At 69.4% G+C, this 26,696-nt stretch carries 28 protein-coding genes and 1 tRNA gene; 10 read left to right on the top strand and 19 right to left on the bottom strand.

What is annotated here, in order from left to right; genetic code table 11:
- Positions 1-37: 37 nt before the first annotated feature.
- The 9 genes from ACTWNK_RS06855 to ACTWNK_RS06815 all read right to left on the bottom strand — a co-directional run bounded on the left by ACTWNK_RS06855 (position 38) and on the right by ACTWNK_RS06815 (position 6,155).
- A complete protein-coding gene (locus ACTWNK_RS06855) occupies positions 38-1,039 on the bottom strand; it encodes an ABC transporter ATP-binding protein (RefSeq protein ID WP_474302854.1) in 1,002 nt (333 codons plus the stop codon).
- 217 nt (positions 1,040-1,256) lie between these two features.
- A complete protein-coding gene (gene rplL / locus ACTWNK_RS06850) occupies positions 1,257-1,646 on the bottom strand; it encodes a 50S ribosomal protein L7/L12 (RefSeq protein WP_474302852.1) in 390 nt (129 codons plus the stop codon).
- Positions 1,647-1,716: 70 nt separating this feature from the next.
- The gene (gene rplJ, locus ACTWNK_RS06845) at positions 1,717-2,241 is read right to left on the bottom strand and encodes a 50S ribosomal protein L10 (protein ID WP_474302850.1); all 525 of its coding nucleotides are present in this window, start codon (positions 2,239-2,241) and stop codon (positions 1,717-1,719) included.
- A gap of 275 nt (positions 2,242-2,516) precedes the next feature.
- Positions 2,517-3,341, bottom strand: a complete 825-nt coding sequence (locus ACTWNK_RS06840) for an SCO4651 family lipoprotein (RefSeq protein ID WP_474302848.1) — start codon at positions 3,339-3,341, stop codon at positions 2,517-2,519.
- Between the two features lie 179 nt (positions 3,342-3,520).
- Positions 3,521-4,240 carry a 50S ribosomal protein L1 gene (gene rplA, locus ACTWNK_RS06835; RefSeq protein WP_474302846.1) on the bottom strand — a complete coding sequence of 240 codons (720 nt, stop codon included), beginning with the start codon at positions 4,238-4,240 and terminating at the stop codon, positions 3,521-3,523.
- Between the two features lie 70 nt (positions 4,241-4,310).
- Complete coding sequence (rplK, locus tag ACTWNK_RS06830) at positions 4,311-4,742, bottom strand: 50S ribosomal protein L11 (RefSeq protein ID WP_474302844.1); 432 nt, start codon at positions 4,740-4,742, stop codon at positions 4,311-4,313.
- A gap of 118 nt (positions 4,743-4,860) precedes the next feature.
- Entirely contained in the window at positions 4,861-5,694 is an 834-nt protein-coding gene (nusG, locus tag ACTWNK_RS06825; protein ID WP_474302842.1) for a transcription termination/antitermination protein NusG, read from the bottom strand.
- 66 nt (positions 5,695-5,760) lie between these two features.
- On the bottom strand, positions 5,761-6,006 hold the full coding sequence (secE, locus tag ACTWNK_RS06820; RefSeq protein ID WP_474302840.1) for a preprotein translocase subunit SecE: 246 nt from the start codon (positions 6,004-6,006) through the stop codon (positions 5,761-5,763).
- 76 nt (positions 6,007-6,082) lie between these two features.
- A tRNA-Trp gene (locus tag ACTWNK_RS06815) sits at positions 6,083-6,155 on the bottom strand.
- Positions 6,156-6,314: 159 nt separating this feature from the next.
- Here ACTWNK_RS06815 and ACTWNK_RS06810 point away from each other — a divergent pair.
- On the top strand, positions 6,315-7,523 hold the full coding sequence (locus ACTWNK_RS06810; RefSeq protein ID WP_474302838.1) for a pyridoxal phosphate-dependent aminotransferase: 1,209 nt from the start codon (positions 6,315-6,317) through the stop codon (positions 7,521-7,523).
- 8 nt (positions 7,524-7,531) lie between these two features.
- Here ACTWNK_RS06810 and ACTWNK_RS06805 read toward each other — a convergent pair whose 3' ends face one another.
- The 3 genes from ACTWNK_RS06805 to ACTWNK_RS06795 all read right to left on the bottom strand — a co-directional run bounded on the left by ACTWNK_RS06805 (position 7,532) and on the right by ACTWNK_RS06795 (position 9,622).
- Positions 7,532-8,125: a hypothetical protein gene (locus ACTWNK_RS06805; protein WP_474302836.1), complete on the bottom strand. Its 594-nt coding sequence runs from the start codon at positions 8,123-8,125 to the stop codon at positions 7,532-7,534.
- Between the two features lie 85 nt (positions 8,126-8,210).
- On the bottom strand, positions 8,211-9,125 hold the full coding sequence (locus ACTWNK_RS06800; protein WP_474302834.1) for a PASTA domain-containing protein: 915 nt from the start codon (positions 9,123-9,125) through the stop codon (positions 8,211-8,213).
- Positions 9,122-9,622, bottom strand: a complete 501-nt coding sequence (locus ACTWNK_RS06795) for a SigE family RNA polymerase sigma factor (RefSeq protein ID WP_474302832.1) — start codon at positions 9,620-9,622, stop codon at positions 9,122-9,124. The genes ACTWNK_RS06800 and ACTWNK_RS06795 overlap by 4 nt, the downstream gene beginning before the upstream one ends.
- A gap of 76 nt (positions 9,623-9,698) precedes the next feature.
- Between ACTWNK_RS06795 and ACTWNK_RS06790 the strand changes: the two genes are divergently transcribed.
- The gene (locus tag ACTWNK_RS06790; RefSeq protein WP_474302830.1) at positions 9,699-10,742 is read left to right on the top strand and encodes an adenosine deaminase; all 1,044 of its coding nucleotides are present in this window, start codon (positions 9,699-9,701) and stop codon (positions 10,740-10,742) included.
- Here ACTWNK_RS06790 and ACTWNK_RS06785 read toward each other — a convergent pair.
- From ACTWNK_RS06785 to ACTWNK_RS06775, 3 genes are read right to left on the bottom strand one after another with little or no spacing between them, the layout of a single operon-like run.
- Positions 10,727-11,464: a hypothetical protein gene (locus ACTWNK_RS06785; protein ID WP_474302828.1), complete on the bottom strand. Its 738-nt coding sequence runs from the start codon at positions 11,462-11,464 to the stop codon at positions 10,727-10,729. The two genes, ACTWNK_RS06790 and ACTWNK_RS06785, sit on opposite strands and share 16 nt — an antisense overlap.
- Positions 11,451-12,008: an RNA polymerase sigma factor gene (locus ACTWNK_RS06780; protein ID WP_474302826.1), complete on the bottom strand. Its 558-nt coding sequence runs from the start codon at positions 12,006-12,008 to the stop codon at positions 11,451-11,453. Before ACTWNK_RS06780 ends, ACTWNK_RS06785 begins: the two co-directional genes overlap by 14 nt.
- A 29-nt stretch (positions 12,009-12,037) precedes the next feature.
- On the bottom strand, positions 12,038-14,260 hold the full coding sequence (locus ACTWNK_RS06775; RefSeq protein ID WP_474302824.1) for an ATP-binding protein: 2,223 nt from the start codon (positions 14,258-14,260) through the stop codon (positions 12,038-12,040).
- A gap of 152 nt (positions 14,261-14,412) precedes the next feature.
- Between ACTWNK_RS06775 and ACTWNK_RS06770 the strand changes: the two genes are divergently transcribed.
- From ACTWNK_RS06770 to ACTWNK_RS06750, 5 genes are all read left to right on the top strand, one after another.
- Positions 14,413-15,144 carry a class I SAM-dependent methyltransferase gene (locus tag ACTWNK_RS06770; protein WP_474302822.1) on the top strand — a complete coding sequence of 244 codons (732 nt, stop codon included), beginning with the start codon at positions 14,413-14,415 and terminating at the stop codon, positions 15,142-15,144.
- Between the two features lie 45 nt (positions 15,145-15,189).
- Positions 15,190-17,052 carry an acyl-CoA dehydrogenase family protein gene (locus ACTWNK_RS06765; protein WP_474302820.1) on the top strand — a complete coding sequence of 621 codons (1,863 nt, stop codon included), beginning with the start codon at positions 15,190-15,192 and terminating at the stop codon, positions 17,050-17,052.
- Between the two features lie 177 nt (positions 17,053-17,229).
- Positions 17,230-18,504, top strand: a complete 1,275-nt coding sequence (locus ACTWNK_RS06760; protein WP_474302818.1) for an extracellular solute-binding protein — start codon at positions 17,230-17,232, stop codon at positions 18,502-18,504.
- Between the two features lie 113 nt (positions 18,505-18,617).
- Complete coding sequence (locus ACTWNK_RS06755) at positions 18,618-19,472, top strand: carbohydrate ABC transporter permease (RefSeq protein WP_474302816.1); 855 nt, start codon at positions 18,618-18,620, stop codon at positions 19,470-19,472.
- Positions 19,472-20,356, top strand: a complete 885-nt coding sequence (locus ACTWNK_RS06750) for a carbohydrate ABC transporter permease (RefSeq protein ID WP_474302814.1) — start codon at positions 19,472-19,474, stop codon at positions 20,354-20,356. Before ACTWNK_RS06755 ends, ACTWNK_RS06750 begins: the two co-directional genes overlap by 1 nt.
- 459 nt (positions 20,357-20,815) lie before the next feature.
- Here ACTWNK_RS06750 and ACTWNK_RS06745 read toward each other — a convergent pair whose 3' ends face one another.
- Positions 20,816-21,268 (bottom strand): hypothetical protein, encoded by a 453-nt coding sequence (locus ACTWNK_RS06745; RefSeq protein ID WP_474302812.1) that lies wholly within the window; start codon positions 21,266-21,268, stop codon positions 20,816-20,818.
- Positions 21,269-21,628: 360 nt separating this feature from the next.
- On the opposite strand from ACTWNK_RS06745, the gene ACTWNK_RS06740 reads away from it, so the two are divergent.
- Positions 21,629-22,246, top strand: a complete 618-nt coding sequence (locus ACTWNK_RS06740; RefSeq protein WP_474302810.1) for a hypothetical protein — start codon at positions 21,629-21,631, stop codon at positions 22,244-22,246.
- 70 nt (positions 22,247-22,316) lie between these two features.
- Here ACTWNK_RS06740 and ACTWNK_RS06735 read toward each other — a convergent pair whose 3' ends face one another.
- The gene (locus tag ACTWNK_RS06735) at positions 22,317-23,462 is read right to left on the bottom strand and encodes an acetyl-CoA C-acetyltransferase (protein ID WP_474302808.1); all 1,146 of its coding nucleotides are present in this window, start codon (positions 23,460-23,462) and stop codon (positions 22,317-22,319) included.
- A 128-nt stretch (positions 23,463-23,590) separates the two neighbouring features.
- Positions 23,591-23,965: a winged helix-turn-helix transcriptional regulator gene (locus ACTWNK_RS06730; RefSeq protein ID WP_474302806.1), complete on the bottom strand. Its 375-nt coding sequence runs from the start codon at positions 23,963-23,965 to the stop codon at positions 23,591-23,593.
- 51 nt (positions 23,966-24,016) lie between these two features.
- Here ACTWNK_RS06730 and ACTWNK_RS06725 point away from each other — a divergent pair, with 51 nt between their 5' ends.
- Positions 24,017-24,895: an NAD(P)-dependent oxidoreductase gene (locus tag ACTWNK_RS06725; protein WP_474302804.1), complete on the top strand. Its 879-nt coding sequence runs from the start codon at positions 24,017-24,019 to the stop codon at positions 24,893-24,895.
- 9 nt (positions 24,896-24,904) lie between these two features.
- Entirely contained in the window at positions 24,905-25,840 is a 936-nt protein-coding gene (locus ACTWNK_RS06720) for an ADP-ribosylglycohydrolase family protein (protein ID WP_474302802.1), read from the top strand.
- Here the strand turns inward: ACTWNK_RS06720 and ACTWNK_RS06715 are convergent.
- Complete coding sequence (locus ACTWNK_RS06715; RefSeq protein WP_474302800.1) at positions 25,826-26,683, bottom strand: hypothetical protein; 858 nt, start codon at positions 26,681-26,683, stop codon at positions 25,826-25,828. The genes ACTWNK_RS06720 and ACTWNK_RS06715 overlap by 15 nt on opposite strands.
- Between the last annotated feature and the right edge of the window lie 13 nt (positions 26,684-26,696).

Genomic DNA, 26,696 nt, shown 5'->3' with positions numbered 1-26,696 from the left:
AGGGCGCGAGAAGGGCGCCTTCTGCGAGGTCATGAGGTCAGAGCACGCCGTTCGTCTCGGCGCCGACCAGCCGGGGGTAGTCGGTGAGCCAGTCGCGCCCACGCTCGTCGACGAACGATCCCGCGGGCGCGGTCACGCCGTTGGCGGCCAGCCAGGCGCCCGGCGGTCGCTGCGCGCGGCGCGTGCGCATCCCCGACGGCATCAGCTGCGGCGGGATCGGCGGCAGTGCGCCGGGGTCGTGCCCCAGTCGCTCCTCGGCGGCGAGCTCGGCGACGTCCTTCTCCTCCGACATACCGATCGGCCCGTGCCTGCGGGCGTTGAGGAACTGGCGCACGACCGGCTCCTCGCTCGACAGCACCATCTCGCGCGGGCCGAACATCACCAGCTCGCGCCGGAACAGCAGGCCGATGTCGTCGGGCACGGTGCGCGCGGTGTTGATGTCGTGGGTGACGATGAGGAAGGTCGCCTCGGTCTCGGCGTTGAGGTCGACGATGAGCTGGTTGAGATAGGCGGTGCGCACCGGGTCGAGGCCGGAGTCGGGCTCGTCGAACAGGATGATCTCCGGGTCCAGCACCAGCGCCCTGGCCAGGCCCGCGCGTTTGCGCATGCCGCCTGAGATCTCGCCGGGCAGTTTGGCCTCGGCGCCGACCAGGCCGACGAGCTCCATCTTGCTCATCACGACCTGGCGGATCTGCGTCTCGCTCTTCTTGGTGTGCTCACGCAGGGGGAAGGCCACATTGTCGTAGAGGCTCAGCGACCCGAACAGGGCCCCGTCCTGGAACAGCACGCCGAACAGCCTGCGCAGTTCGTAGAGCCTGCTCTCACTGCAGTCGGCCAGGTCGTGGCCCTCGATCCAGATGTGCCCGCGATCGGGCCGCAGCAGCCCGACCAGCGTCTTGAGCAGGACCGACTTGCCGGTGCCCGAAGGGCCGAGCAGCACGGAGATCTCGCCCGCGGGCAGGGTCAGCGAGACGTCCTCCCAGATGACCTGCCTGCCGAACGATTTCGTCAGCCCTTCGACCACGACTTCGACGCCCACAAGTCACCTTCCAGCACCGGGGGTAACGTGCGCCACACATTACTTCCGCATGGAACGGCCATGACCGGGATCCGGGAAATTGCCGACGGCCCTGCGAGACGATCTGAGGGGGTTTCCGGGGGTATCTGGGCGATTTTCGCGGCAGCCTGGCGCCCAATGCAGAAGGAGCGGCCCACCCGGCACCTGGGTGGATCCGCTCCTTCTGGATGAAGCTGTGTTACTTGACGGTGACGCTGGCGCCGGCGCCCTCAAGGGCAGCCTTGGCCTTCTCCGCCTGCTCCTTGTTGACCTTGCCGTCGAAGACAGCCTTCGGAGCGCCGTCGACCAGGTCCTTGGCCTCCTTCAGGCCGAGGGAGGTCAGCGCGCGGATCTCCTTGATGACCTGGATCTTCTTGTCGCCGGCAGCCTCGAGGATGACGTCGAACTCGTCCTGCTCCTCGACGGCCTCGGCGGCGGCGCCACCGGCGGCGGGGGCAGCGGCAACGGCGACCGGGGCGGCGGCCTTGACGTCGAAGGTCTCCTCGAAGAGCTTCACGAAGTCGGACAGCTCAAGGAGGGTCATCTCCTTGAACGCGTCGAGCAGCTCGTCGGTGCTGAGCTTCGCCATGATGTTTCCTCCGTATGGATCTTGCTACAAACTAAGTACGGGACCGCGGGTTTTGCGGCAATCCCCGGTGTTACTCGCCCGACTCTTCGCGCTTCGCGCGCAGGGCCTCGGCCAGCTGAGCCATGTTGGTGGGCAGCGCGGCGAAGACAGCAGCGGCATGGCCCTGCTTCGCCTTGAGCGCACCAGCGAGCTTCGAGAGGAGAACCTCACGGGACTCGAGGTCGGCGAGCTTGGTGATCTCGGCCGCGTCCAACGCCTTACCGTCGAGGACACCGCCCTTGATCACCAGAAGGGGATTGGCCTTGGCGAAGTCACGCAGACCCTTGGCCGCCTCGACAACGTCACCGTTGACGAACGCGATCGCGGTCGGGCCGACCAGCAGGTCGTCCAGAGCCGTCACGCCGGCCTCGTTGGCCGCGATCTTGGTCAGCGTGTTCTTCGCCACGGCGAACTTCGCATTCCCACCGAGCGCGATACGCAGCTGCTTGAGCTGTGCGACGGTGAGACCGCGGTACTCGGTCAGAACGGCGGCGTTGCTGCCCTCGAACTCATTCTTGAGCTCGGCAACCGCGGTCGCCTTGTCTGCCCTCGCCATGGGCCTCCTTCCAGATGTGCCGCCGGGAGGAGCCCTGAAATGAGAACAAGCCCCGGCGCAGGCGCACGGGGCTACACACACGGAAACCATGTGGAAACTCGCATCACCTACACAGGCCATCCACTCAGGTGGACTCTTCGGTCACCGGGCCATAGGGCACCCAGCAACGACCGGCGGTCTTTGGCAAATGCCAGAGTAGAGGGAAAACCACGGGAAGCCAAATCGGCCCGCACCAGGAGGCGCGGGCCGATCAGCTTGCCGTTCGGGTCCGGATGCTAGTTGACGGTCTTGGGCAGCTCGCCGACCAGGTCGGCCGGGGGCGCGGTGATCGAGACGGGCTCGTTGAAGCCCTTGAAGAACAGGTTCGCGTTCACCGAGGCGCCGTCCTGCGCGCCGTTGACGCCGATCCTGCGCGGCAGCCCCTCGGCGTCCACCCAGATGTCGAACTTGACGTCCTTGAGATCGGCCAGCTGCTTCTTGGCCTCGTCCTGCTTGTCGGCGGGCAGCAGCACGACGGCCGCCTCGACCGGGAAGCTGCCGCTGTAGTGCGTGGTGTCGACGCCGCCGACGCTCTCGGTGCCGACGGACTTGACGTCCTTGGAGGCGGTGAGCAGCTTGGTGGCGGTCGCCAGGTCGAACTGCTGGATCTGGTCGAGGTACCCCTTGACCTGTCCGGCCTTGTCGACGTCGGTCAGCGGCACCTTGATCCACGGCTTGGTGGCGCCGACCAGGGTCTTGAGCACGTCCACCTTGAGGTAGACGACGTCATCCTGGAGTACGGCCTGCGCGCCGCCCGGCAGGCCCTGCCCGCCGAAGTTCACGGTGTCGAGCTTGAGATCGAGGGCGAGGGTCGGCTTGCTCTGGTAGATGAGCCGCCCCTGCACCTTGCCGTTGCCCTCCTTGGGGTGGGTCACCTCGACCACGGCGTCGGCCGTGTAGCTGGTGACCTCGGAGGTCTTCTGCGCGGCCTGCTCCAGCACTTCGGCGGCGGCGAGATTGACCTGGATGGGCTGGGCGGTCGATCCGCAACCCGCGACGGCGAGAAGGGCGGCGGCGCCCGTCGCGGCGGCGGCGAGAGTGATCCTGCGCTTGGTCAGCATGCTTTGCACCCTACGTGGAGGTTTCTTGCCATGGTGCCTGCCCGCCGCTTTTCGGGGGAAACCCCAGGGAAAACCCTGAGCCCCCCGACGTACGGCGAGCACAGCGGTCCGGGCAACACGAAAGCCCCCGCCGGACAACGGCGGAGGCCTTCGAGGACTGGCGGGCTACCTGCCTGTGATCAGGCGTCGAGCTCGGCCGTCAGCGCGCGGGTGGCGTTGGGGTCGACCGGAACGCCGGGGCCCATCGTCGTGGAGAAGGTGACCTTCTTCACGTAGCGCCCCTTGGCCGCGGACGGCTTGAGACGCAGGACCTCGTCAAGGGCGGCGGCGTAGTTCTCGATGAGCTGACGCTCGTCGAACGACGTCTTGCCGATGATGAAGTGGAGGTTGGCCTGACGGTCGGTGCGGAACTCGATCTTTCCGCCCTTGATCTCGGTGACGGCCTTGGCGACGTCGGGGGTCACGGTGCCGGTCTTGGGGTTCGGCATGAGACCACGCGGGCCGAGGACGCGGCCGAGACGGCCGACCTTGCCCATGAGGTCGGGGGTGGCGACCACGGCGTCGAACTCGTTGAGCCGGTTGCCCTTGGCGATCTCGTCGATCAGCTCGTCGGCGCCGACGATGTCGGCGCCCGCCTCGCGGGCCGCCTCGGCACGGTCGCCGGTCGCGAAGACCAGGACCCGGGCGGTCTTACCGGTGCCGTGCGGGAGGTTGACCGTGCCACGCACGATCTGGTCGGCCTTGCGAGGGTCGACACCGAGGCGGAGGGCGACCTCCACGGTGGAGTCGAACTTGGTGACGGCGGTGGTCTTGGCCAGCTTCGCCGCCTCGGCCGGGCTGTAGAGCTTGTCGCGGTCGACCTGGGCCGACGCTGCGCGATGTGCCTTGCTGCGCTTCACGTGCTTCTCCTCAGGGAGTCTGTGGTGTTGGGCCAGCGCTCGGCCCTCCCACGGTCAAACAGGAAAGGTCTTACTCGGCGACGGTGATGCCCATCGACCGGGCGGTGCCGGCGATGATCTTCTCGGCGGCCTCGATGTCGTTGGCGTTGAGGTCGGGCATCTTCGTCTCGGCGATGCTGCGCAGCTGCTCGCGGCTCAGCTTGCCGACCTTGTCCTTGTGCGGGACCGCAGAGCCCTTGTCGAGGCCCAGAGCCTTCTTGATCAGCTCAGGCGCCGGAGGCGTCTTCGTGATGAAGGTGAAGCTGCGGTCTTCGTAGATGGTGATCTCAACGGGGATGATGTTGCCCCGCTGGGCCTCCGTCGCGGCGTTGTACTGCTTGACGAAGTCCATGATGTTGACGCCGTGGGGACCGAGAGCGGTACCGACGGGCGGAGCCGGCGTGGCCTGGCCAGCGGGGAGCTGGACCTTGACCAGTGCGGCGATCTTCTTCTTCGGAGGCATGTGTCCTTCTCCGGGTCCTGATCGGTGATGCCGCCCACCCGCGGATGCGGGCGGACATGTCGGAAGGCCGCCCTTCGCGAGGGACGGCCGACCGAACGTCTTAGTTTATGCGAAGCCGTCAGATCTTTGAGACCTGGTTGAACGACAGCTCCACCGGGGTCTCGCGACCGAAGATCGAGACCAGCACCTTGAGCTTCTGCGACTCGGGCGTGATCTCGCTGACCGTAGCGGGCAGCGTGGCGAAGGGGCCGTCCATGACGGTGACGGACTCGCCGATCTCGAAGTCGACCGTGGGACCGGACGACGTCTTGGCCGCGGCCTTCTTGCTCTCCTCGCTGGGCTCGGGAGCGAGCAGCTTGGCGACCTCGTCGAGGTTGAGCGGGCTCGGCTTGTTGGACAGGCCGACGAAGCCGGTCACACCGGGCGTGTTGCGGACCGCGGCCCACGACTCGTCGGTGAGGTCCATGCGCACCAGCACATAGCCGGGCAGCACGCGCTCCTTGACCGGGACCTTCTTGCCGCTCTTGAACTCGGTGATCGTGTGCGTCGGCACCTCGACCTGGAAGATGAAGTCCTCCATGTTGAGCGACACGTTGCGGCTCTCGATGTTGGACTTCACACGGTTCTCGTAGCCGGCGTAGGAGTGGATCACATACCACTCGCCGAGCTGGCCACGCAGGGAGCGCTTGAACTCCTCGACCGGGTCGACGTCGGGCAGCACGTCGCCGTCCTCGTCGACGAGGGCGGCACTCTCCTGCGCGTCCTCGTCGTCGTCGGAGTAGTCGTCTGAGTCGTCCTCGTCGGAGTCGTCGCCGTCGAGCTCGACCTCGTCGGTCTCCTCGGACTCGGCGTCGTCAGCCTCGGCAGCGGACTGGTCGAGCTCGGCAACGGCCTCGCCATCCCGCTCGTCGCTGAGTCGGCCGGACTCTTCCGGGGACACTGAATCGGACACGGTGACATTTCCTCTTTCGTCGATTCGAGCTGGTGGCTCCGACAGGCGGCGCCGACGGCGACAGGATCAGGCCCCGCCGAAGATCCGCAGCACACCCTCGGTGAACAGGGCGTCAAACCCCGCCACGATCGCAACCATGATCAGAACGAATACCAGAACGACCGTGGTATAGGTGATGAGATCCTTGCGCGTCGGCCAGATGACCTTACGCAGCTCATTGACGACCTGCCGATAGAAAAGGGCGGGAGAAGTCCGACTCTTCTTCTCGCCGCTCGGCTTGCCTGCGGTCTCGCCGCGCGTGTCGATCGCCACAGTCCTCACCTGAATCCGTCGTATCCGAGCAGTTCTGCGGCGCGCTTACACGCCTTGCTGCGCGGACCGCACTCAGCAGGGCACGAGGGACTCGAACCCCCAACCGCCGGTTTTGGAGACCGGTGCGCTACCAATTGCGCTAGTGCCCTATGTCGTCAACCACACTACATCGGCCGACTCACTGCCTGGACCGACCCGCCATGCGGAATATGGCGGCAGGACCAGGCGAAAGTGTACGGGAGGAATGACCACTACGTCGAACCGGAACCGATCGCCCAGGTCAGAAGCGCTGTGCGAGCATGGTGGGCATGTCGACCCGACCTCGTGTCTCCGCACGCATTTCCGCCATCTCCGAGTCCGCGACGCTGGCCGTCGACGCCAAGGCCAAGGCGATGAAGGCGGCCGGCCGGCCGGTCATCGGTTTCGGCGCGGGCGAGCCCGACTTCCCCACGCCCGACTACATCGTGCGCGCGGCCGTCGAAGCGGCCAACCATCCCCGCAACCACAAGTACACACCGGCGGGCGGCCTGCCCGAGCTCAGGCAGGCCATCGCCGACAAGACGCTGCGCGACTCCGGCTACCGCGTCGACGCCTCCCAGGTGCTGGTCACCAACGGCGGCAAGCAGGCCGTCTACCACGCCTTCGCCACGCTGCTCGACCCCGGCGACGAGGTCCTCGTCGTGGCTCCGTACTGGACGACCTATCCCGAGGCGATCAAGCTGGCCGGCGGGGTCCAGGTCGACGTGGTGACCGACGAGAGCACGGGCTACCTGGCGACGGTCGAGCAGTTCGAGGCGGCCCGCACCGAGCGCACCAAGGTCCTGCTGTTCGTCTCCCCCTCCAACCCGACGGGCGCCGTCCACGACCGCGAGCAGACCGAGGCCATCGGCCGCTGGGCCGCCGAGCACGGCATCTGGGTCGTCACCGACGAGATCTACGAGCACCTCGTGTACGGCGGCGCCGAGTTCACCAGCATCGCCACGGCCGTGCCCGAGCTCGGCGACAGGGTGGTCGTGCTCAACGGCGTGGCCAAGACCTACGCGATGACCGGATGGCGGGTGGGCTGGCTGATCGGCCCGAAGGACGTCGTCAAGGCCGCGACCAATCTGCAGTCGCACTCCACCTCCAACGTCTCGAACGTGGCCCAGATGGCGGCGCTCGCGGCCGTGTCGGGCGATCTGTCGGCGGTGGAGCGGATGCGCGAGGCGTTCGACAGGCGGCGCCGTACGATGGTCCGCATGCTCGGGGAGGTGCCTGGCGTGGTGTGCCCGGAGCCGTTCGGCGCCTTCTACGTGTATCCGTCGGTCAAGGCGCTGCTGGGCAAGGAGATTCGGGGGCGCAGGCCCGCGACCTCGGGCGAGCTGGCCGAGCTGCTGCTGGAGGAGGCCGAGGTGGCGGTCGTGCCGGGTGAGGCGTTCGGCACGCCCGGCTACTTCAGGCTCTCCTACGCCCTGGGCGACGAGGACCTGGCCGAGGGCGTCGGCCGGCTGGGCAAGCTGCTGTCCGAGGCCCGGTAGCGCCCTTTTCAGTCCCCTGCCGGGGCCGTCACCGAGGCGGCGATCGGCAGGAGTTCGGTGTCGAGGGAGTCGGAGACGCGGATCCAGGCGCCGGTGCCCTTGCGCTCCAGCCAGACGATCATCTGCCCGCCGCTGGGATGGGTCCCCGTGGCGGCGGGCCTGTCCCTGATGGCGGTCGTGCTCCGGCGCAGCAGCCCGGTCGAGGCGAGGTAGGTGTCCCAGTCGTCGGCGACCCGGCCGCGTTCGATCTGCACCTCGACGAACCTGTCGCCCTCGCCGAACCTGGCCCACACGCCTTCGACGCCCGGCTCCGACTCCACGGCTCCCCCGCCCGTGCGGCTCAGCCCGGCGGGCAGGTAGGTCAGCCAGAAGTCGTCGGCGATCACCGCGACCGTCCCCACGGCATCGGCCGAGGGGAGGACCGGGCTCGAGGACACACCCTGCGCGGACAGCGCGGGTGTGATGGACGTGACGACACCGCCCTGCGGCGGCGCGGCGACCCGGCCGAACCCCGAGGAGAAGATCGTGTAGACGGCGAACCCGGTGACGGCGAGCGCCGCCAGAGCGAGCACGGCCCGCCAGCCCTGCCCCCTGTCACGCACCTCCCCACCTGGTGTCATACACCTGGTGGTGCCCACGAACGCCCGCCCGTACTCCCTGCCTCAGGAGTACGGCCGGGCGCCCGGGTCACTTCAGGAGCCGGACGGCCTGCGCGATCCTGGTGAGTTCGGCCGCCGCCTCGCCCTTGCCGATCTCCTCGGCCCGGTCCGGGCTCATCGCGATCTCGACGCCCAGGCCGTCGTTCAGCAGCCAGGCGATGGTCCTGGTGCCGCCCTCGGGCTCGGTGTCCTCGGCGACCGGTGCGACGTCTCCCGTTTCCGAGATGTTGGCCAGGAAGCCCTGCCTCCCGTCGACCTCGACGGCCTTCCCGCCCTGGCCGATCACCTTGTCGATGCGCCTGCCCAGTGTCCTGGCCGCCTCCCCCTCGTGCACCACGACCTGGATGGAGTAGTGGCCCTTCTTGGCGCCCTCCTTGTCGAACGTGGTGGTGTAGCTGGTGACGCCGAAGCCGTTCTTGCCCGACCACTGCCCCCAGACCAGGCCCTTGGGCAGGTAGGTCAGGTGGATGCCGCCGAACCTGCGGCCGTCGCCGAGGTCGCCGAGGTCCTGGGGCATCGTGATGGGATCGTCGGGCCTGGCCTTCAGATGGACGGTCGAGCCGGGCTCGACCTCCGTGCCCGCGGCGGGCCCCGAGCTGGCCACCTGGCCGGTGCCGATGGCCTCCACCCGCAGGCCGAGCCGCTCGAGCGTCTCGCTCGCCTCCTGCATGTCCTTGCCCGTCACGTCGGGCAGGGTGACGGTGGTCCTGGCCACCACCTGCGCCGGAGCGTTCGCCGTCAGGTCGCCGCCTGACGGCCGCGAGGCCAGGTAGATCGGCACGGCCGCCGCGACCGCGACCGTGGCCAGCACGATGCCCGCCGTACGGAGCCTGGCCGGGTGCGAGCGCCGGCCACGGCGTACGGCCGAGCCGAGGCCCGGGCTCGCGTGGATGTCCTGCACGTGCGCGGCCATCGCCTCGGCCAGCGCGTCCTCTGTCTTCATCGCAGTGCCCCTTCCATCACACTCATGTGCTCGCGGATCCTGGCGAGCCCCCGCGCCGCCTGGCTCTTCACCGTGCCGACGGACGAACCCATCAGCGCGGCGGTCTCGATCTCCGAGCGGTCCTCCCAGTACCTGAGGACGAGGACGGCTCGCATCCGGGCGGGCAGCCTGCGCAGCTCGTTCATGAGGGCGTCGCGCAGGTCGAGGTCGGGGCCCGTCGCCTCGACCTCGGGCGGCCTGGCGAAGCTGATCTCCTGGATGATCCTGCGCCGCCGTGCGGCCCCGATCGCGGCGTTGATCACCGTGCGCCTGGCGTAGGCGTCGGGGTTGTCGTGCCGGATGCGCGGCCAGTGCTTGTAGACCTTCTCCAGCGCGTGCTGGACCAGGTCCTCGGCGTCGTGCCTGCCGCTTCCGCAGACGAGCACGGCCGTGCGCAGCAGCGAGGTGCTTCGGGCGGCCAGGAACTCGTCGAAGGCCGCGTCGTCATCTTCTGTCATCTGCGAAGTCCCCTTTCGCCTTCATCAACGCGTCAAGCCAGCGTCAGGTTGAGTGCGGATAAGCCAACATAGGGAAATGGCACGACCTCTCGAAACGCTCCCCAAGGCCCACCTGCACCTGCACTTCACCGGCTCGATGCGGCACGAGACGCTGATCGAGCTCGCCGTGGAGCAGGGGGTCCACCTCCCGCCCGCCCTGGTCGAGGAGTGGCCGCCGACGTTGCGGGCCACCGACGAGCGCGGCTGGTTCAGGTTCCAGCGCCTCTACGACCTGGCCAGGTCGGTGCTGCACGAGCCGGGGCACGTCTACCGGCTGCTGCGCGAGACGGCGCAGGACGAGGCGGCCGAGGGGTCGCACTGGCTGGAGATCCAGGTGGACCCCTCGGGGTTCGCCCAGCGTTTCGGCGGGCTGACCGCGACCCTTGAGCTGATGCTGGACGCCGCCGAGCAGGCCTCCGCCTCGGCCGGGATCGGCGTGGCGGTCGTGGTCGCGGCCAACAGGACACGCCACCCGCTGGACGCCAAGACCCTGGCCAGGCTCGCCGCGCAGTACGCGGGCAAGGGTGTGGTGGGGTTCGGCCTGTCCAACGACGAGCGCAGGGGCCGGGCGCGCGACTTCGACGGCGCCTTCCGCATCGCCAAGCGCGCCGGGCTGCTGTCGGTGCCGCACGGCGGCGAGCTGACCGGGCACTACAGCGTGGCCGAGTGCGTCGACGACCTCGACGCCGACCGGGTCGGGCACGGCGTGCGGGCGGCGGAGTCGCCGAGGCTGATGGAACGGCTGGCCGACCGTCAGGTGTGCTGCGAGGTCTGCCCGAGCTCCAACGTCAGCCTCGGCGTGACCGAACGCGCCCAGGACGTGCCGCTGCGCAGGCTGTTCGACGCCGGGGTGCCGATCGCGCTCGGCGCCGACGACCCGCTGCTGTTCGGCGAACGCCTGCTGGCCCAGTACGAGCTGGCCAGGCATGTGCACGGCTTCTCCGACGCCGAGCTCGCCGAGCTGGCCAGGCAGTCGGTGCGCTCGTCGTCCGCGCCCGAGTCGGTGCGCAAGGAGCTGGCGCAGGGCATCGACGAGTGGCTGACCACGCCCGACCCGGCGGCGGCTCAGCGCAGCGAGTAGGCGATCCGCCTGGCGTGCGCCAGATCGGCCACGCCTTCGACGCGCACGCCGACGCCGCCCGCGTTCCAGGCCAGCGTGGGCCCGGCCACGCGCAACGGCACCGGGGGACGCCCTTCGCCCGGCAGGTACGTCAGGCCGTGCTTGCCGGAGATCCACCACGCCCTGACGCCGGAGACGAAGACCTCCTCGGGCCACGGCGGTCCGAGGTCCTTGCGGAAGACCACGTCGAGCGTGCCGTCGAACTGGTCGATCCGGACGCCCGGCCACATCAGCGTGACGACCCTGCCGCCGTCGGCCACCCTGACCTCCCGGGGCTCGCCGAGCTCGGTGGGCAGCCTGATCGGGAAGGCGGCCTGCCGTCTGGCCTGCTCCAGGTCGCCGATCTCCTCGCCGGGCATCGTCCTGGGCACGGCCGGGCCGGGCGCGGGGTCGCCGATGCGCAGTTCGATGCCCGCGTACCTCAGGATCTGCACGACGGCGGCGCGGCCCTGCGGCGTGGCCGCCGTGACCGCCGCCACTCCGGCCAGCACGGCCACGACGATCTTCCATCGCGCCGGTCGCCTCCGGACGGGCACGGCGGCCGGCTCGGGCTCGGGCTCGCTCAGGCGCAGCCGTACGGCGGCGGCCACGTCGGCGGGCGGCGGCGGCTCGGGGAGGTCGAGGTCCGGGCCGAGGCCGAGCAGGGCGGCTTCGAGGTCGTCGAAGGAGTCATGCGAGGTCACGTCCCACCTCCTCCCTCAGCCTGGCCAGGCCGCGATGGGTCCTGGACTTGACGGTGCCGACGGGCAGGTCGAGCACTTCGGCGGTCTCCGCTTCGGACAACTGCAGAAAGTACCGGCACACCACTGTTTCGCGTTCCCGTTCGGGCAGGGTGCGGACGGCGGCGAGCAGGCGTGCGCGCCTGTCGGTGGCCACGGCGCTGCCCTCGGGATCGTCGGGTGCGGCCTGGTCGGCGTTCAGCCCGGCCTTGAGGGCGAGCTCGGCCCTGCGTCCTCTCGACCTGGTCAGGTTGTGCGTCTCGTTGGCGACGATACGCAGCAGCCACGGCCTGAAGGGCGAGCCCTGCCGGAAGGAGGACAGGTGCCTGAACGCCTTGACGAACGCCTCCTGGACCACGTCGTCCGCCTCGTCGCCCGCGCCGAGCATGGCGGCCGTGCGGTGGGCGAGCACGCTGTAGCGCGTGACCAGCACCTCGTAGGCCGCCAGGTCACCGGTCAGTGAGCGGGCGATCGCCTCGTCGTCGTCCATCGGCGTGTCAGATTCCATCGCATGGGACGGGTGGTGCGAAAGCCCCTTCAAGGCACGCTCGTCCGCTCGCTCATCCAGACCGCGACCTCCGCACGCGCGGAGAAGCCCAGTCTGGCCAGGATGTGCTCGACGTGCGCGTCGGCCGTGCGCTTGGAGATGACCAGCCGTTCGGCGATCTCGCGGTTGGACAGCCCTTCGGCGATCAGCTCGGCGACCTGCGCCTGCCGGGGGCTGAGCGACCTGCTGGAGCCCGGCGTGCCGCGCTCGCCGAGCGCACGGGCGACGGCGGCGTCCAGGTCGAGGCGCTCGCCCCTGGCCACGGCCGACTGGTGCGCACGCGACCCGAGCGCCCGCAGGGTGCGTTCGACGCCGTCGGCGTGGGCGCGTTTCAGCGTGTCGGAGCCGAACAGCTGGGGCCCGACCGAACGCCACAGCCGTGCGGCGGCTCCCTGGAGTTCGGCGGCCATGAGGTGGTCCCTGGCGGAGGCGGCGAGCGTCGCGGCGAGCTCCATGGTCAGCGCGGTGGCCACCAGGTCGCCGAAGGCGCGGCCGACGCGCAACGCCTGTGCGTTCAGCGCACGCGCCGCGGCCACGTCGCCGCGCAGCCAGGCCGCGTGGGCCTCGGTGTAGCCGACGTAGCCGAGCACCCAGGACACGCCGTGCTCCTCGCACACGTCCCTGACCTCGGCGCACAGCTTGGCGCACCCGGCCCCGTCGCCGGTCAGGGCCAGGGTGAAGGCGAGTTCGACCCGGCCCATGAGCACGTCGCAGTCGAGCACGCCGTGACGTTCGTATGCCGCCTGGGAGTCGTGGAACAGAGCTGCGGCCCGCTCCAGGTCGCCGCCGAGCAGCGCGACGCAGCCGAGCCTGTGCAGCGCGCGTGCCGAGGCGATCTCGTCGCCGTGCTCGGCGCACTCCTCCAGCAGGCCCGTCGCATGGGCGAGGTCGCCGACCAGCAGGTGAGTGTGCCCGGCGGCCCACAACGCGTGCCAGCGCTCGGGCGAGGGCGCCGGGTTGAGCGCGAGCGCGTTGCCGAGCCAGAGCCTGCCTTCGGCGACATTGCCGCACCCGGCCCAGTAGAAGCTCAGCGAGGCGGCGAGCGTGAGCCCGTCGGCCAGGTCTTCGGGCGAGCCGAGGCAGTGCTCGAACGCCGCCCTGAAGTTGTCGAGCTCGGCCCTGGTCCGGGCGTAGAGCGCCTCCTGGCCAGGTCCGAACCAGTCGGTGGCGAGTTGCTCGGCGAGTGCGACGAAGTGCCGTGCGTGGCGGCGGCGCAGCCGTACGGACTCGGGGTCGTCCAGCCAGGTGGCGCCGTAGTCCCTGACGGTGTCGAGCATCCGGTAGCGGGAGCCGTCCTCCCTGACCACGACCGATCGGTCAGCGAGGCGGCCGAGCACGTCGGCGATGTCGCGTGCGGGCAGGCTCGCGTCGGAGCAGATCTCCTGCGCCGCCTCCAGGCCGAACCGCCCGGCGAAGACGCTCAGCCTGGTCCACAGCAGTCGTTCGGCCGCGTCGCACAGCTCGTAGCTCCAGCCGATGGCCGCGCGCAGCGTCTGGTGTCGGCCGAGCGCCGTCCTGTTGCCCCGGTCGAGCAGTCTGAACCTGTCGTCGAGGCGCTTGCCGACCTCCTCGACCGACAGGCCGCGCAACTGGACGGCGGCCAGTTCGAGGGCGAGCGGGATGAGGTCGAGCCGGGTGCAGAGCTGTTCGATGCGGTGCCTGCTCTGCGCGGTGAGCACGAAGTCGCCGGTGGCCGCGGCGGCGCGCTCGGCGAACAGCGTGACGCCGTCGTAGAGCGTCATCGGCGGCACGGTGAGCACGTGCTCGCCGGTGACGCCGGTGGATCGCCTGCTGGTGGCCAGCACCTTGAGGCCGGGCGCGGCGCGCAGCAGGGCGTCGAGCAGCCTGGCGCACGGCCCCGCCAGGTGTTCGGCCCCGTCGACGACGAGCAGCAGGCGGCGATCGGCGAGGTGTTCGACCAGGACGTGCTCGCCCGGCCGCGCGGTCCGGTCGTCGAGCCTGAGCGCCTGGGCGAACGCGCAGGCCAGCAGGTCGCCGTCCGTCAGGCCGGACAGGTCGACGTGGTGCACACCGTCGGGGAAGTCCCTGCGTACGGCGTGGGCGGCCTGTGCGGCCAGGCGGCTCTTGCCCACACCGCCCACCCCGGTGAGCGTGACGAGCCTGGCTCCGGCCAGCACACGCCTGACCTCCTTGAGCTCGGCTCGCCTTCCGACGAAGCCGGTCAGATCACCGGGGAGGTGTGCAGGGGCCATGGCTGCCTAGTCTGTGGGGGAAGGAGAGGCGCTTTCGATGCTAACCCTGGGCCTTTTCGGTAAGGGGTACATCGCGTCAGACCCGCACTAGACTCTCTGAATCCGTGACCGTGGCGCGCCCGCCGCGGTTTTTCCATGGAGGAACGGCACTTATGTCTGGTTATGACCGTGTAGTGCAACCGGCGGCCGGTGACGAGGCCCTGGAAAACCACCTGGGTGGCGACGAGGCCAAGAACTATCGGCAGTACGAGTTCGACATGGTCGCCCCGCACGTCGGCCGGTCGATGCTGGAGATCGGCTCGGGGCTCGGGCACTTCGCCGAGCAGTTCCTGCCGCGCCTGGACCGGCTGGTGGTCAGCGACTTCGACCCCTACTGCGTGGAGCAGCTCGGCAGGCGCTTCGCCGACCGCGACGACATCGACGTCCTGCAGTTCGGCCTGCCGACCGACATCCCGCTGGAGGACAAGGTCGACACCGTCGTCATGATGAACGTCCTCGAGCACATCGAGGAGGACGTCGAGGCACTGCGCTCGCTGGCCAGGGTGACCCAGCCGGGTGGCAGGATCGTCATCTGGGTGCCCGGCTACATGCAGCTCTACGGGGACTTCGACCGCAAGGTCGGCCACGTCACGCGCTACACGCCCAAGACCCTGCGCAGCACGGTCAGCAAGGCGGGGCTCGACATCGACGTGCTCAAGCCCATCAACTTCCTCGGCGGCATCGCCTGGTGGGCGGCCGTGCGCAGGGGCGGCGTCGGCTATCCGGACCCGCGTCTGGTGAAGATCTACGACCGCACGGTGGTGCCCGCCACCCGGCTGATCGAGCGGTTCATCAGGCCGCCGTTCGGCCAGACGGTCTTCTGCGTCGCCCGCGTTCCCTCGTAGCCGGTCGCGGCGTACCGTCGGGGAAATCGCCCGATGGAGGTCGCGATGAGCGATTACGCCAAGGCACGCGAGCTGGCCGAGCAGTCCCGAGAGCAGGAGTGGACCCGGCCGAGCTTCGGAAAGCAGCTGTTCCTGGGAGACTTCCGCCTCGATCTGGTGCATCCCGCGCCGAAGCCCGAGGCGGAGACGGCCGCGAGGGGCGAGGAGTTCGTCCGCGCCCTGCGCCGCTTCCTCGACGCCCAGGTCGACCCCCAGGCCATCGAGCGCACCGCCAGGATCCCCGACGACGTCGTCAAGGGCCTGGCCGCGCTCGGCGCCTTCGGCATGACGATCGAGCGCCAGTACGGCGGGCTCGGGCTCTCGCACCTGCACTACGCCCGTGCGCTCATGCTGACGGGGTCGTACTGCCCGGCCCTGGCCACGATGCTCTCGGCCCATCAGTCGATCGGCGTGCCGCAACCGCTGCGGCTGTTCGGCACCGAGGAGCAGAAGCGGGAGTTCCTGCCCAGGTGCGCGCGCGGGGAGATCTCGGCATTCCTGCTGACCGAGCCGGACGTCGGGTCCGACCCGGCCAGGCTGGCCCTGACCGCGACGCGCGACGGCGACGACTACGTGCTCGACGGCGTCAAGCTGTGGACGACCAACGGCGTGCTGGCCGATCTGCTGGTGGTCATGGCCAGGACCGGCACGCGGATCAGCGCCTTCGTGGTGGAGGCCGACAGTCCCGGCATCACCGTCACCCGCCGCAACTCCTTCATGGGCCTGCGCGGGATCGAGAACGGCGTCACGGAGTTCAACCAGGTCAGAGTCGCGGCCAGGCAGCTGATCGGCCGTGAGGGCCAGGGCCTGAAGATCGCGCTGACCACGCTCAACACCGGCAGGCTCGCCCTTCCCGCCACCTGTGCGGGCAATGCCAAGTGGGCGCTGAAGAGCGCACGCGAGTGGTGCGGGGCCAGGGTGCAGTGGGGCCGCCGCATCGGCGAGCACGAGGAGGTCGCGGGCAAGCTGGCCTTCATCGCGGCCGGAGCCTACGCCCTTGAGGCGGTGTCCGACCTGTTCGCCAGACTGGCCGACGACGACGCCGTCGACATCCGGATCGAGGCGGCGCTGGCCAAGCTGTTCGCCTCGGAGCTGGCCTGGCGGGTGGGTGACGAACTGGTCCAGATCAGGGGCGGGCGCGGCTACGAGACGGCCGGGTCGCTGGCCGCGCGCGGCGAGCGCGGGGTGCCCGCCGAGCAGATCCTGCGCGACCTGCGGATCAACCGGATCTTCGAGGGCTCCACCGAGATCATGCATCTGCTCGTCGCCCGTGAGGCCGTCGACGCCCATCTCTCGGTCGCGGGCGAGCTGATCGATCCCGACGCGAGCAGGCAGGAGCGGGCCCAGGCGCTGCGCCGGGCGGGCGGCTTCTATGCCAGGTGGCTGCCGACGCTGGTCGCGGGCGCGGGCAGCCTGCCCGGCTCGTTCGGCGACTTCGGGCCGCTCGCACCGCATCTTCGGTACGTGGAGCGGACCAGTCGCAAGCTGGCCAGGTCCACCTTCTACGCGATGTCACGCTGGCGGGCGAAGCTGGAGCACAAGCAGCTGTTCCTCGGCCGGGTGGTCGACATCGGCGCCGAACTGTTCGCGATGACCGCGACATGTGTACGGGCCCAGGAGGACGCGGCCGAGTTCGGGCGCAGGCCGTACGAGCTGGCCGACACCTTCTGTCATCAGGCCAGGCTCCGGGTGGAGGCGCATCAGGCCAGGTTGTGGGACAACTCCGACGCCCGTGACGCCCGGCTCGCGCATTACGTGATGGAAGGGCGTTACACCTTCGTGGAGGAGGGCATTCTCGATCCTTCGGTCGAAGGGCCGTGGATCGCGACGCCTTCCGGCGGGGACGACGTCCGGCGGCGTCTGGTCTAGACCGCCGAGCTTCGAGTGTTTTCAAACCGATACTTACCGGTATAGACCGGCCGGTAAACAGAGCCTTAACCTGACGCCACAGCGACGAGCCGCGGCTCGCGCGCCCCCATCCCCTGGGCGGGGTCATGACAGCTGGTCCGTACCAGCCACCCGTCCGACGCGAAGGCGGTATCTACGGTGAACAAGAAGCTTGTGGGCGGAGCCGCACTGGGTCTCGCCGCCACGCTGGTGCTCGCGGGCTGTGGCAGCTCCGACCCCGCCCCTGCCGGCGAAGGTGGCAAGACGGCTGCGGCCGCCCCCGTCACGCTGAAGCTGGTCGCCGCCGACTACGGTGACGGCCCCACCGCCGAGAACAGCGGCGAGAAGTTCTGGGCGTCCGTCGTCTCCGAGTTCGAGGCGGCCAACCCCAACATCAAGGTCGACGTTCAGGTCATCAACTGGAACGACATCGACAAGCAGGTCGCCACCATGGTCCAGAACGGACAGGTGCCCGACATCCTGCAGACCGGCGACTACTCCGGTTTCGTCAAGGACGGCCTGCTGCACAAGGTCGACGAGATCGTCTCGCCCGACGTGGCCAGTGACCTCATGACGAAGTTCGCCGACTACGGCAAGGTCGACGGCACGGCGTACGGCCTGCCGTTCATCTCCTCGGCGCGTGCCCTGTTCTACAACAAGGAGCTGTTCACCAAGGCCGGCATCGCCGAGGCGCCCAAGACCTGGGACGAGCTGAAGGCCGCCGCGGAGAAGCTCAAGAAGGCCGGTGTCTCGCAGCCGTTCGGCCTGCCGCTCGGCAACGAGGAGGCCCAGGCCGAGTCGTACCTGTGGTTCCTCGGCAACGGCGGCGGCTACAAGGACGCCTCCGGCAAGTGGGCGATCAACTCCCCGCAGAACATCGAGACCTTCGGCTACATCAAGGGCCTCGTCGACGCCGGTCTGACCAGCCCGAACCCGGGCACCAAGAACCGCAAGGAAGTCTGGGCCGACTTCGCCGCCGGCAAGGTCGGCATGGTCAACGGCGGCCCCATGGCGATGCCCGGCTTCGACGCCGGCGCCGTCAAGGACAAGTACGGCGTCGCGGCGATCCCCGGCAAGACCGGCCCGCTCGACACCACGCTGGGCGTCATGGACTGGATCATGGCGTTCAACAAGAACAACCACCCCGCCGAGATCAAGGCGTTCATGGACAACTTCTACAAGGGCTCGGCCTCGCAGAAGATCCTCGACACCTACAAGTTCCTTCCCGTCACCAACTCCGGTGCCGAGAAGCTGTCCTCGGACGAGAAGCTCAAGCCCTTCCTGGAGAAGCTGCCCAACGCCTCGTTCTACCCGTTCACCGACCCGAAGTGGTCCGACGTGAACACCCAGGTCAAGCAGACCATCGGCGGCGCCGTCAAGGACGACCCGGCCGGTGTGCTCGGCGCCATCCAGAAGGTCGCCGAGGCCAGCTGACGACGGTCGGCAGGCGCCCTCCAAAGGGGCGGGCGCCTGCCGAACCCACTGGGGAGGACAAGGACATAGCTATGAAGCGCAAATCCGGGGGCTTGCGGAGTCTTGAGCCCCTCGTGTGGGTCGGTCCCGCCGTCGTGCTGATCGCCTTCGTCGTGGTGTGGCCGGTCGTGGAGATGATCAGGTCGTCGTTCCTCAAGATCAGCCGGTTCGGCGTGGTCCAGGGGTCCAACGGTCTGGGCAACTACGAGAAGCTGCTCAACGAGAACGACTTCTCCGGCGTCATGTGGCGCAGCCTCATCTGGGTCGTCGCGGTGGTCGTGCTGACGGTGCTGATCTCGCTGGCCCTGGCGCAGCTGTTCAACCAGCGCTTCCCCGGCCGCAAGGTCGCGCGCTGGGCGCTCATCGCTCCGTGGGCGGCCTCGGTCCTGATGACCGCGATCATCTTCAAGTGGATGCTCGACCCCGAGGTCGGCCTGATCAACCAGCTCCTGCTCAAGCTGGGCTACCTCGACGCCATGGGCGGCGCGGACGCCGACTGGCTGGGCGACGGGGCGACCGCGATGCCGTGGCTGATCTTCGTCGCGGTGTTCGTCTCGGTGCCTTTCACCACCTACGCCCTGCTGGCGGGCCTGGCCACCATCCCGGCCGACGTCTACGAGGCGGCCAAGATGGACGGCGCCTCCACCCTGCGGACGTACTGGTCGATCACGCTGCCGCTGCTGCGGCCCTCGCTGACCGTCGCGGCGCTGATCAACATCATGAACGTCTTCAACAGCTTCCCGATCATCTGGGCGATGACACACGGGCAGCCCGGCTACTCCACGGCCACCTCGACCATCTTCATGTACATCCTCAAGGGTTCCGACATCGGCGAATCCGCCGCGATGTCGGTGGTGAACTTCGGCATGGTGATCATCTTGACCGCGATCTTCCTGCGGGTCAGCAGGCAGAGGCAGGGGGTGGCGTGATGGCCGTCAGGACCGCACCCCAGACCGCCGGGCGCAGGCACACCCACGTGGCGCCCAGGCGTCCGAGGTCGATGCCCAGGCTGAAGACCACGATCATCGCGGCGGCCGCGTACGTGATCGCCTTCATCTTCGTCTTCCCCTACCTGGTCATGGTGCTGACCGCACTGCGGCCGCAGGAGACACTGCGTGAGGCCACGCTGTTCCCCTCGTCCTGGGAATGGTCGAACTTCGCCGACTTCTGGACCGGCGGTCTGGCCGACAACCTGCTGGTCTCGCTGCAGGTCGCGGGTGGCTCGACGGTGCTGGTGCTGCTGGTGGCGCTGCCCGCCGCCTACTACACCGCGCGGCACAACTTCAGGTTCAAGACGGCGTTCATGATCCTGGTGCTGATCACCCAGATGTTCCAGCCGACCGCCATGCTGGTCGGCATCTACCGCGAGTTCTACCAGCTCGGCCTGGTGGACACGGTGACGTCGCTGATCCTGGTCAACGGCGGGTTCAACCTGGCCTTCGCGGTGTGGATCCTCAACGCCTACTTCTCCTCCATCCCGCGTGAGCTGGAGGAGGCGGCGTTCATCGACGGCAACGGGCGTTTCGGCGCACTGTTCCGCATCACGCTGCCGCTGGCCATGCCCGGTGTGATCACCGCGCTGATCTTCACCTTCATCGCGGCGTGGAACGAGTTCGTCGTCGCGCTGACGCTGACCACGACGCAGGCCAACCAGCCGCTACCGGTGGCGCTGAACTCCTTCATCGGTCAGTACCAGGTCGACTGGCAGAACCTGTTCGCCGGATCGGTGATCGCCACCATCCCGGTCATCATCCTGTTCGCGCTCATCGAGCGGAAGGTGGTCGGCGGTCTGACCGCCGGCTCCATCAAGTAGAGCTTTTCCCCAGGGCCGCCTCCTCCGGCCCGGCCTCGGCCGCCCAGCGCATCCCCGCCGCGATGGGCGGCCGAGGCTTTTTATTCGGTTGCCCGCCCTCGCGCCTCCGGCCTACTGTCGAGGCATGCGTTTCTTCGTGTGATGCCCCGGGGCTGTTCGCAGCCCGGCACTCAGCCCAGCCCATCCGACGTCCTTCGCGACGCGGCCGCTGAGCCTGCGCGTCGCCGTCACACCAAGGAGACCTCCATGCGAGTACGCCCAACCGCCAAGCGCGGCGGGAAGAAGAAGCCGGCCGACCTACCTGGCCAGGACAACCCGCCGCCTTTCCCGAGGAAGCTGCCCAGGATGCCGCAGCGGCCCGTTCAGCCGCACCGCCGCATCCCCAGTAAGGGTCGCTGACCTCCACGCCGACGGCCTGTCCCCGCTTCCACCGCGCTGGGGACAGGCCGTCGCGCCGTCTCACTCCCAGTACGGCCCGGCCAGCACGGCCGCGCCGACGACGACACGCCCGTCGAGGGGGGCCGCGGTGGCGGCGATCCCCATGCTCGGCCAGGTGAGGACGACCTCGAAGGGCTCGGGCGGCGGCAACGGCGACAGCCAGAACCGCCGGAACCCGTCGCAGAACGTATCGTCGCCGCTGGACTCGCCGTCCGTCCCGACCAAGGACACCTGCGAGCCGTCCCGAAGCCGGGCTTCCACCCGCAGGTCGGAGCGCAGCAGCGGCTCCCAGTCCGGATCGTCCGCCGCGCCGCGCCGAGCCGCCAGCCGTACGGTGAGCAGGCAGCCTTCGGCGAAGGCGACCACGTGCTGGAGTGCGACGAGCGCGCGGTCGGACCTGACGACGAACTGCGGGATCGGCGCCGGACACCCCAGAATGCCGTGCGGCGGACGGCTCCAGACGTCTGCATTCATACGTCAAGCCTAATCACAGATCGGACACGCGCGCACTTCTCGAAAAGTCGCACACTGCGTGACTATCCGGCCCTGAAAGGGTGAACAAAACGCCGGGACCGGCGTGTCGGACGCAACAAATTGTGGCGCGATGCCATCACCGATGGTGACGAGAACGGTAATTCGCGGGCACTGACCTGCGATTGTTACCCATTCGACTTCGATCGGATACGCAAAATTGCCTCTTGTCAACTCTTGCCCGACCGCCCTAGCGTTGGGCTCGTTGGTGATCAAGGTCGCCGTTCGCACGTCCTGATCCGGGGGGCAGGCGACGTCAACCGAGAAATCTGTTTCGTCATTTGTTGCGAAAGGACCACCCGCGTGACCCGTAAGCGAAGCATGGCCACGACCGTATTGGCAGCCGCCGCCGTAACAGGCGTGCTTTTCAGTTCTCCCGCCGCTTTTGCCGATCCCGCGCCTGCCGAGATAAAGAAAACCGAGCGCGGCCTGAACCTGGGGGCCTTTGATGCCGCCGTTGCCAAGGCCAATGGCTACAAGATTGTCACCTATCCCAATGGAGACCAGCAGTCGGTGCCCATCGACCCCAATTCCGACAAGCCCAAGAGCCTCATTCTGAGCAGCGCCGCGGCCTCGCTGGCCAATTCCGACTACGACAGGGTCGTCGGGAACTGCGGCGTCGCGTGGATCTCCGTCAGGCAGACGGGCACCAACAAGGTCGAGGTCGCCTCAGGCTTCACCGTCGCGTCCTCGCCCGCCGTTCAGTACAACTGGACGGTCCAGCTCAACGACGCCAACGGCACCTCACACCAGCGGGCCGGCGGCTTCCTGTCCGCCCAGCACCAGTGGGCCAGGACCTGGCCGAACCTCAACCAGTACAGCTACACCTTCGACCACGTCTCCGGCGGTTCGGCGATTCTCCGGGACGGCAGCATCTGCATCGCCGGGCGGCCGAGCGTCTCGATCAACGGGCTCGGATAGTCCCCGCGTAAGAACGAATCCCGCCCGGCCGATCGGCCGGGCGGGATTCGCCTGTGTCCTCGCGGTCGTGTCAGAGCCGCTCGATGATCGTGACATTGGCCTGGCCGCCGCCCTCGCACATCGTCTGCAGGCCGTATCGGCCGCCGGTGCGTTCCAGCTCGTGCAGCAGCTTGGTCATCAGGATGGCGCCGGTGCCGCCCAGCGGGTGACCGAGTGCGATCGCGCCGCCGTTCGGGTTCACCTTCGCCGGGTCGGCGCCGAGCTCCCGCGTCCAGGCCATCGGCACGGGGGCGAACGCCTCGTTGATCTCGGTGACGTCGATGTCGTCGATCGACAGGCCCGCCTTCTTCAGCGCCTTGCGGGTGGCGGGGATCGGCGCGGTCAGCATGTAGACGGGGTCGTCGCCGGTCAGGGCGAGGGTGACGACACGGGCGCGCGGCGTCAGGCCGTGCTCGCGCACCGCCTGCTCGGAGGCGATGAGCAGGGCGCCCGATCCGTCGGAGATCTGCGACGACGTCGCTGCGGTGATCTTGCCGCCCTCGCGCAGCGTCTTGAGCGAGGCCAGCTTCTCCAGGGTGGAGTCGGCTCTCGGGCCCTCGTCGTCCTCCACTCCGCCGAGCGGGGCGATCTGGTCCTTGAAGTAGCCGTTGGCGATGGCCTTGGCCGCGCGCTGGTGGCTCTCCAGGGCGTAGCGGTCGAGCTCCTCGCGGGTCAGGCCCCACTTGTCGACCATCAGCTCGGCGCCGCGGAACTGCGAGATCTCCTGCTTGCCGTACCTGTCCACCCAGCCTTCGCCGAACGGGAACGGCATGCCCTTCTCCAGGGCCGCGGTGATCGACGAGCCCATGGGGACGATGCTCATCGACTCCACGCCCGCCGCAACGACGAGGTCCTGGGTGCCCGACAGCACGCCCTGGGCCGCGAAGTGGATCGACTGCTGGGAGGAGCCGCACTGCCTGTCGATGGTGACGCCCGCGACGCTTTCCGGCAGGCCCGCCGACAGCCAGGCGTTGCGTGCGATGTCCATGCTCTGCGGGCCGAACTGCATGACGCAGCCCATGATGACGTCCTCGACCGCGGCCGGGTCGACACCGGTGCGCGCCACGAGCTCCTTGAGCGTGTGCGCGGCCAGATCCGTGGGGTGGACGGCGGACAGGCCGCCCTTCTTCTTGCCGACCGGGGTACGGACCGCCCCGACGATGTACGCCTCTGCCACAGTGCCTCCTGGGTAACGGGCCGCGCCAAACCGAGCAATGTTCGGGTCAGTGAGAGATTACAACAGAACCTTCGTCCGTGGCTGTGGCTGAGACGAAGGTAACCACGCACCTTCAAGTGCGTACTTGTTCAGCCGGAGGCCGTCGGCGAGGCTGAGACCAGCGCGCTCGGCCTTCCCACCGCCCCCGACCTCCGCTCCAGATGTTCGAGCCCCCACGCGTCGAGCAGCCGCAACGCGTGCAGCAGACGCTCACCCTCGGCCGTCAGGGAGTACTCCACCTTCGGCGGGACCTCGTCGAACACCTCCCGGCGCACGATGCCGTCGGCCTCCAGCTCACGCAACTGCTGGGCCAGCACCTTCTCACTGATGCCCGGGATCAGCCGCCGCGTGGCGCCGAACCGGCTCGGGCCCTCCTCAAGCACCCAAAGGATGTACGTCTTCCACTTGCCCTCGATCACGCCCACGGCCGTGCCGACCCCGCAGACCTGCCTCTCCTGCGCCACCGTCGCCCCTTCCACTCCCGTCCACCTGATCACCAGAACGGAATACGCCCGATGACCCATTCCCCCGTCACCGTCCTCGGCCTCGGCCCCATGGGCCGCGCCGTCGCCGCCGCCTTCCTGCGCGCGGGCCACCCCACGACCGTCTGGAACCGTACGGCGGGCAAGGCCGATGACCTCCTCGCCCGGGGAGCCGTCCTCGCGCCGAGCGCCGCCGAAGCCGTGCGGGCCGCCCCGCTCGTCGTGGTGTGCGTGCTCGACTACGACGCCGTGCATGCCGTGCTCGACCCGGTCGAGGGCGAGCTGCGGGGCCGTACCCTGGTCAACCTCACGGCCGACTCCCCCGCACGGGCCCGCACGACGGCCGCGTGGGCCGGGCGGGCGGGCGCGGCCTACCTCGACGGCGCGGTGATGGTGCCGGTCGACGTCGTCGGCGGACCCGGCTCGGTGGTGCTCTACAGCGGGTCCGAGCAGGTGTTCGCCGAGCACGAGAAGACGCTGGCCGCGCTCGGCGGCACCCAGACCCACCTCGGCGCCGAGCCGGGAAGGGCCGCAGGCTACGACATCGCCCTGCTCGACCTGTTCTGGACCTCGATGAGCGGCCTGGTCCACGCCTTCGCCCTGGCCAAGGCCGAAGGCATCGCCGCCCGCGACCTCGCCCCCTACGCCAAGGGCATCGGCGCCCTGCTGCCCGGCGTCATCGAGGCCTTCGCCGAGCAGCTCGACGAGGGCGACTACCCGGGCGACGACTCCACGCTCGCCTCGGCCACGGCCTCGATGAAGCACATCGTGCACGTCGCCGACGGGCGCGGCCTCGACACGAGCGTGCTGGGCGCCGCCCACCGCCTGGCCTCCGCCGGGATCGACGCCGGGTACGGCGACGGCAGCTTCGCCAGGCTCGCCGAGGTGATCGCCGGGGGCCGCGCTGGATAGGCTGCGGCGATGGACCACTTAGTGCGAGGCATGGGAGCCGTCGTCGGCTCGGCCGTCGGCGACGCGCTCGGGGCGCCGTTCGAGTTCGGGCCCGCAGGCGCCTACAGTGCGCGCTTCCCCGGCACCGGACCGAGCGCCGAGCAGATGTGCGGCGGAGGCGGCTGGGAGCCGGGCGAGGCGACGGACGACACGCAGATGGCCGTGCACCTGGCCGAGTCCCTGCTGGAGAGCGGCGGCCTCGACCTGCCCGACGTCTTCGAGCGGTTCCGCCAATGGGCGGGCGACTCGCCCAAGGACATCGGGCTGCAGACCGCCGACGTGCTCGGCAACGGGGAGCCGTGGAACCTGGCCGCCGCCAGGCACTTCGAGTCCCATCCCAGGGCCGCGGGCAACGGCGCGCTCATGCGGGCCGCGCCTTCCGCCGTGTACTTCGCATCGGCGGGCCGCCAGGCCAGTGCGGAGGCCGCACGGCGGATCTCGGCGCTCACGCACGGCGATCCCGCCGCGTGGGAGGGCACGGTGATCTTCCACGAGCTGGTCAGGGTCGCGATGGCCGGTGACGATCCCGTCGCCGCGCTGCCCGGAGTGCTCGGTGTGGTCGCGCCCGAGCATCTCGGCCGCTACGCCGTCGTGCTCGACGCCGGGTGGCATCCGCACGACGCCACCGAGGTCAACGGTGCGGTCTGGCCGTGCCTCGGCTCGGCCGTGTGGGCCGTGCGGACCACCTCGACCTTCCACGACGCCCTGCGGGCCGCGGTCGACCTGGGCGGCGACACCGACACCGTCGCCGCCGTGACAGGGGGGCTCGCGGGAGCCGTCTACGGGATCGACGCGATTCCCCTGCCGTGGCGGCGTGCGCTGCACGTGCCGCTGCCCGGTGGCGACGGGCGGGTGCTGCGTGAGGCCGAGCTGAGCGAGCTCGGCAGGCGGCTAGTTCTGCGCTGAGAGCGCCTCGGCGGGATGCTCGTGGGGCAGCAGGTCCTTCGGGGCGTCGAACTGGTAGCCGAACGCGTCGATCGCCACTCCCTGCAGCGCCTCGGCCAGCGCCAGCGCCAGTGCGCCTGCCGCGAGGAGGCGGGCCTCGTCGTCCACCTCCTCGGCGGGCGCGTCGTCGTCCTCCGAGGAGGCGGACACGGGCTCGGGCGCTTCGGCCTCCGGCTCGGGGGTCGCGTCGGCTTCCGGGGCGGCTGCGTCTTCCGGGGCGGCCTCGGCTTCGGATGTGGCCTCGGTTTCCGATGTGGCCTCGGTTTCCGATGTGGCCTCGGCCTCCGGGATGGCCTCGGGCTCGGGAGCCTCGGTGGTGCCCGGTTCGATCAGGATGAGCGCCAGCTCCCCCGCAGGCACCAGCAGCTCGGCCGCCGCCGGAGGCGCCGTGCGGCACGGCAGTACGGTCAGGGTGAAGCCTTCGGCCCCGGCGGGCTCCTCCTCGACCGGCCCCGGCACGTACACCCGGGGCCATCGCACCAGGTCGTCGGCCGGATCCCCGAGCACGCCCTGGCACAGCACCTGCCCGCCGAGCCGCCAGGCCAGCCCTTCGGCCAGACTCCTGTCGAAGTAGTCGAACGGCAGCGGCCCCTCAGACGAGACCCGGCAGGCCCAGCCCTCGATGCCGTCCGGCGCCTCGACGGGCGCGTGCACGCGGACGCAGGCCAGCCGTACGTCGTCGCCGTCGAGCTTGGCCGCGGGGTCGGCCGCCTCCAGCACGGCGAGAAGATCGGCCGCTCTGGGCTTGGCGGTCAGGACAACGGTCGGGCCGTTGCGCAGTCTGCGGTTCGAAAGCCAGCCCATGCGCCCTCCTGGG

The sequence above is a fragment of the Nonomuraea sp. IBHARD001 genome (assembly GCF_056106265.1).
Note: the sequence above shows the minus strand (reverse complement) of the source record. Positions and strands in the feature narration are given on the sequence as shown.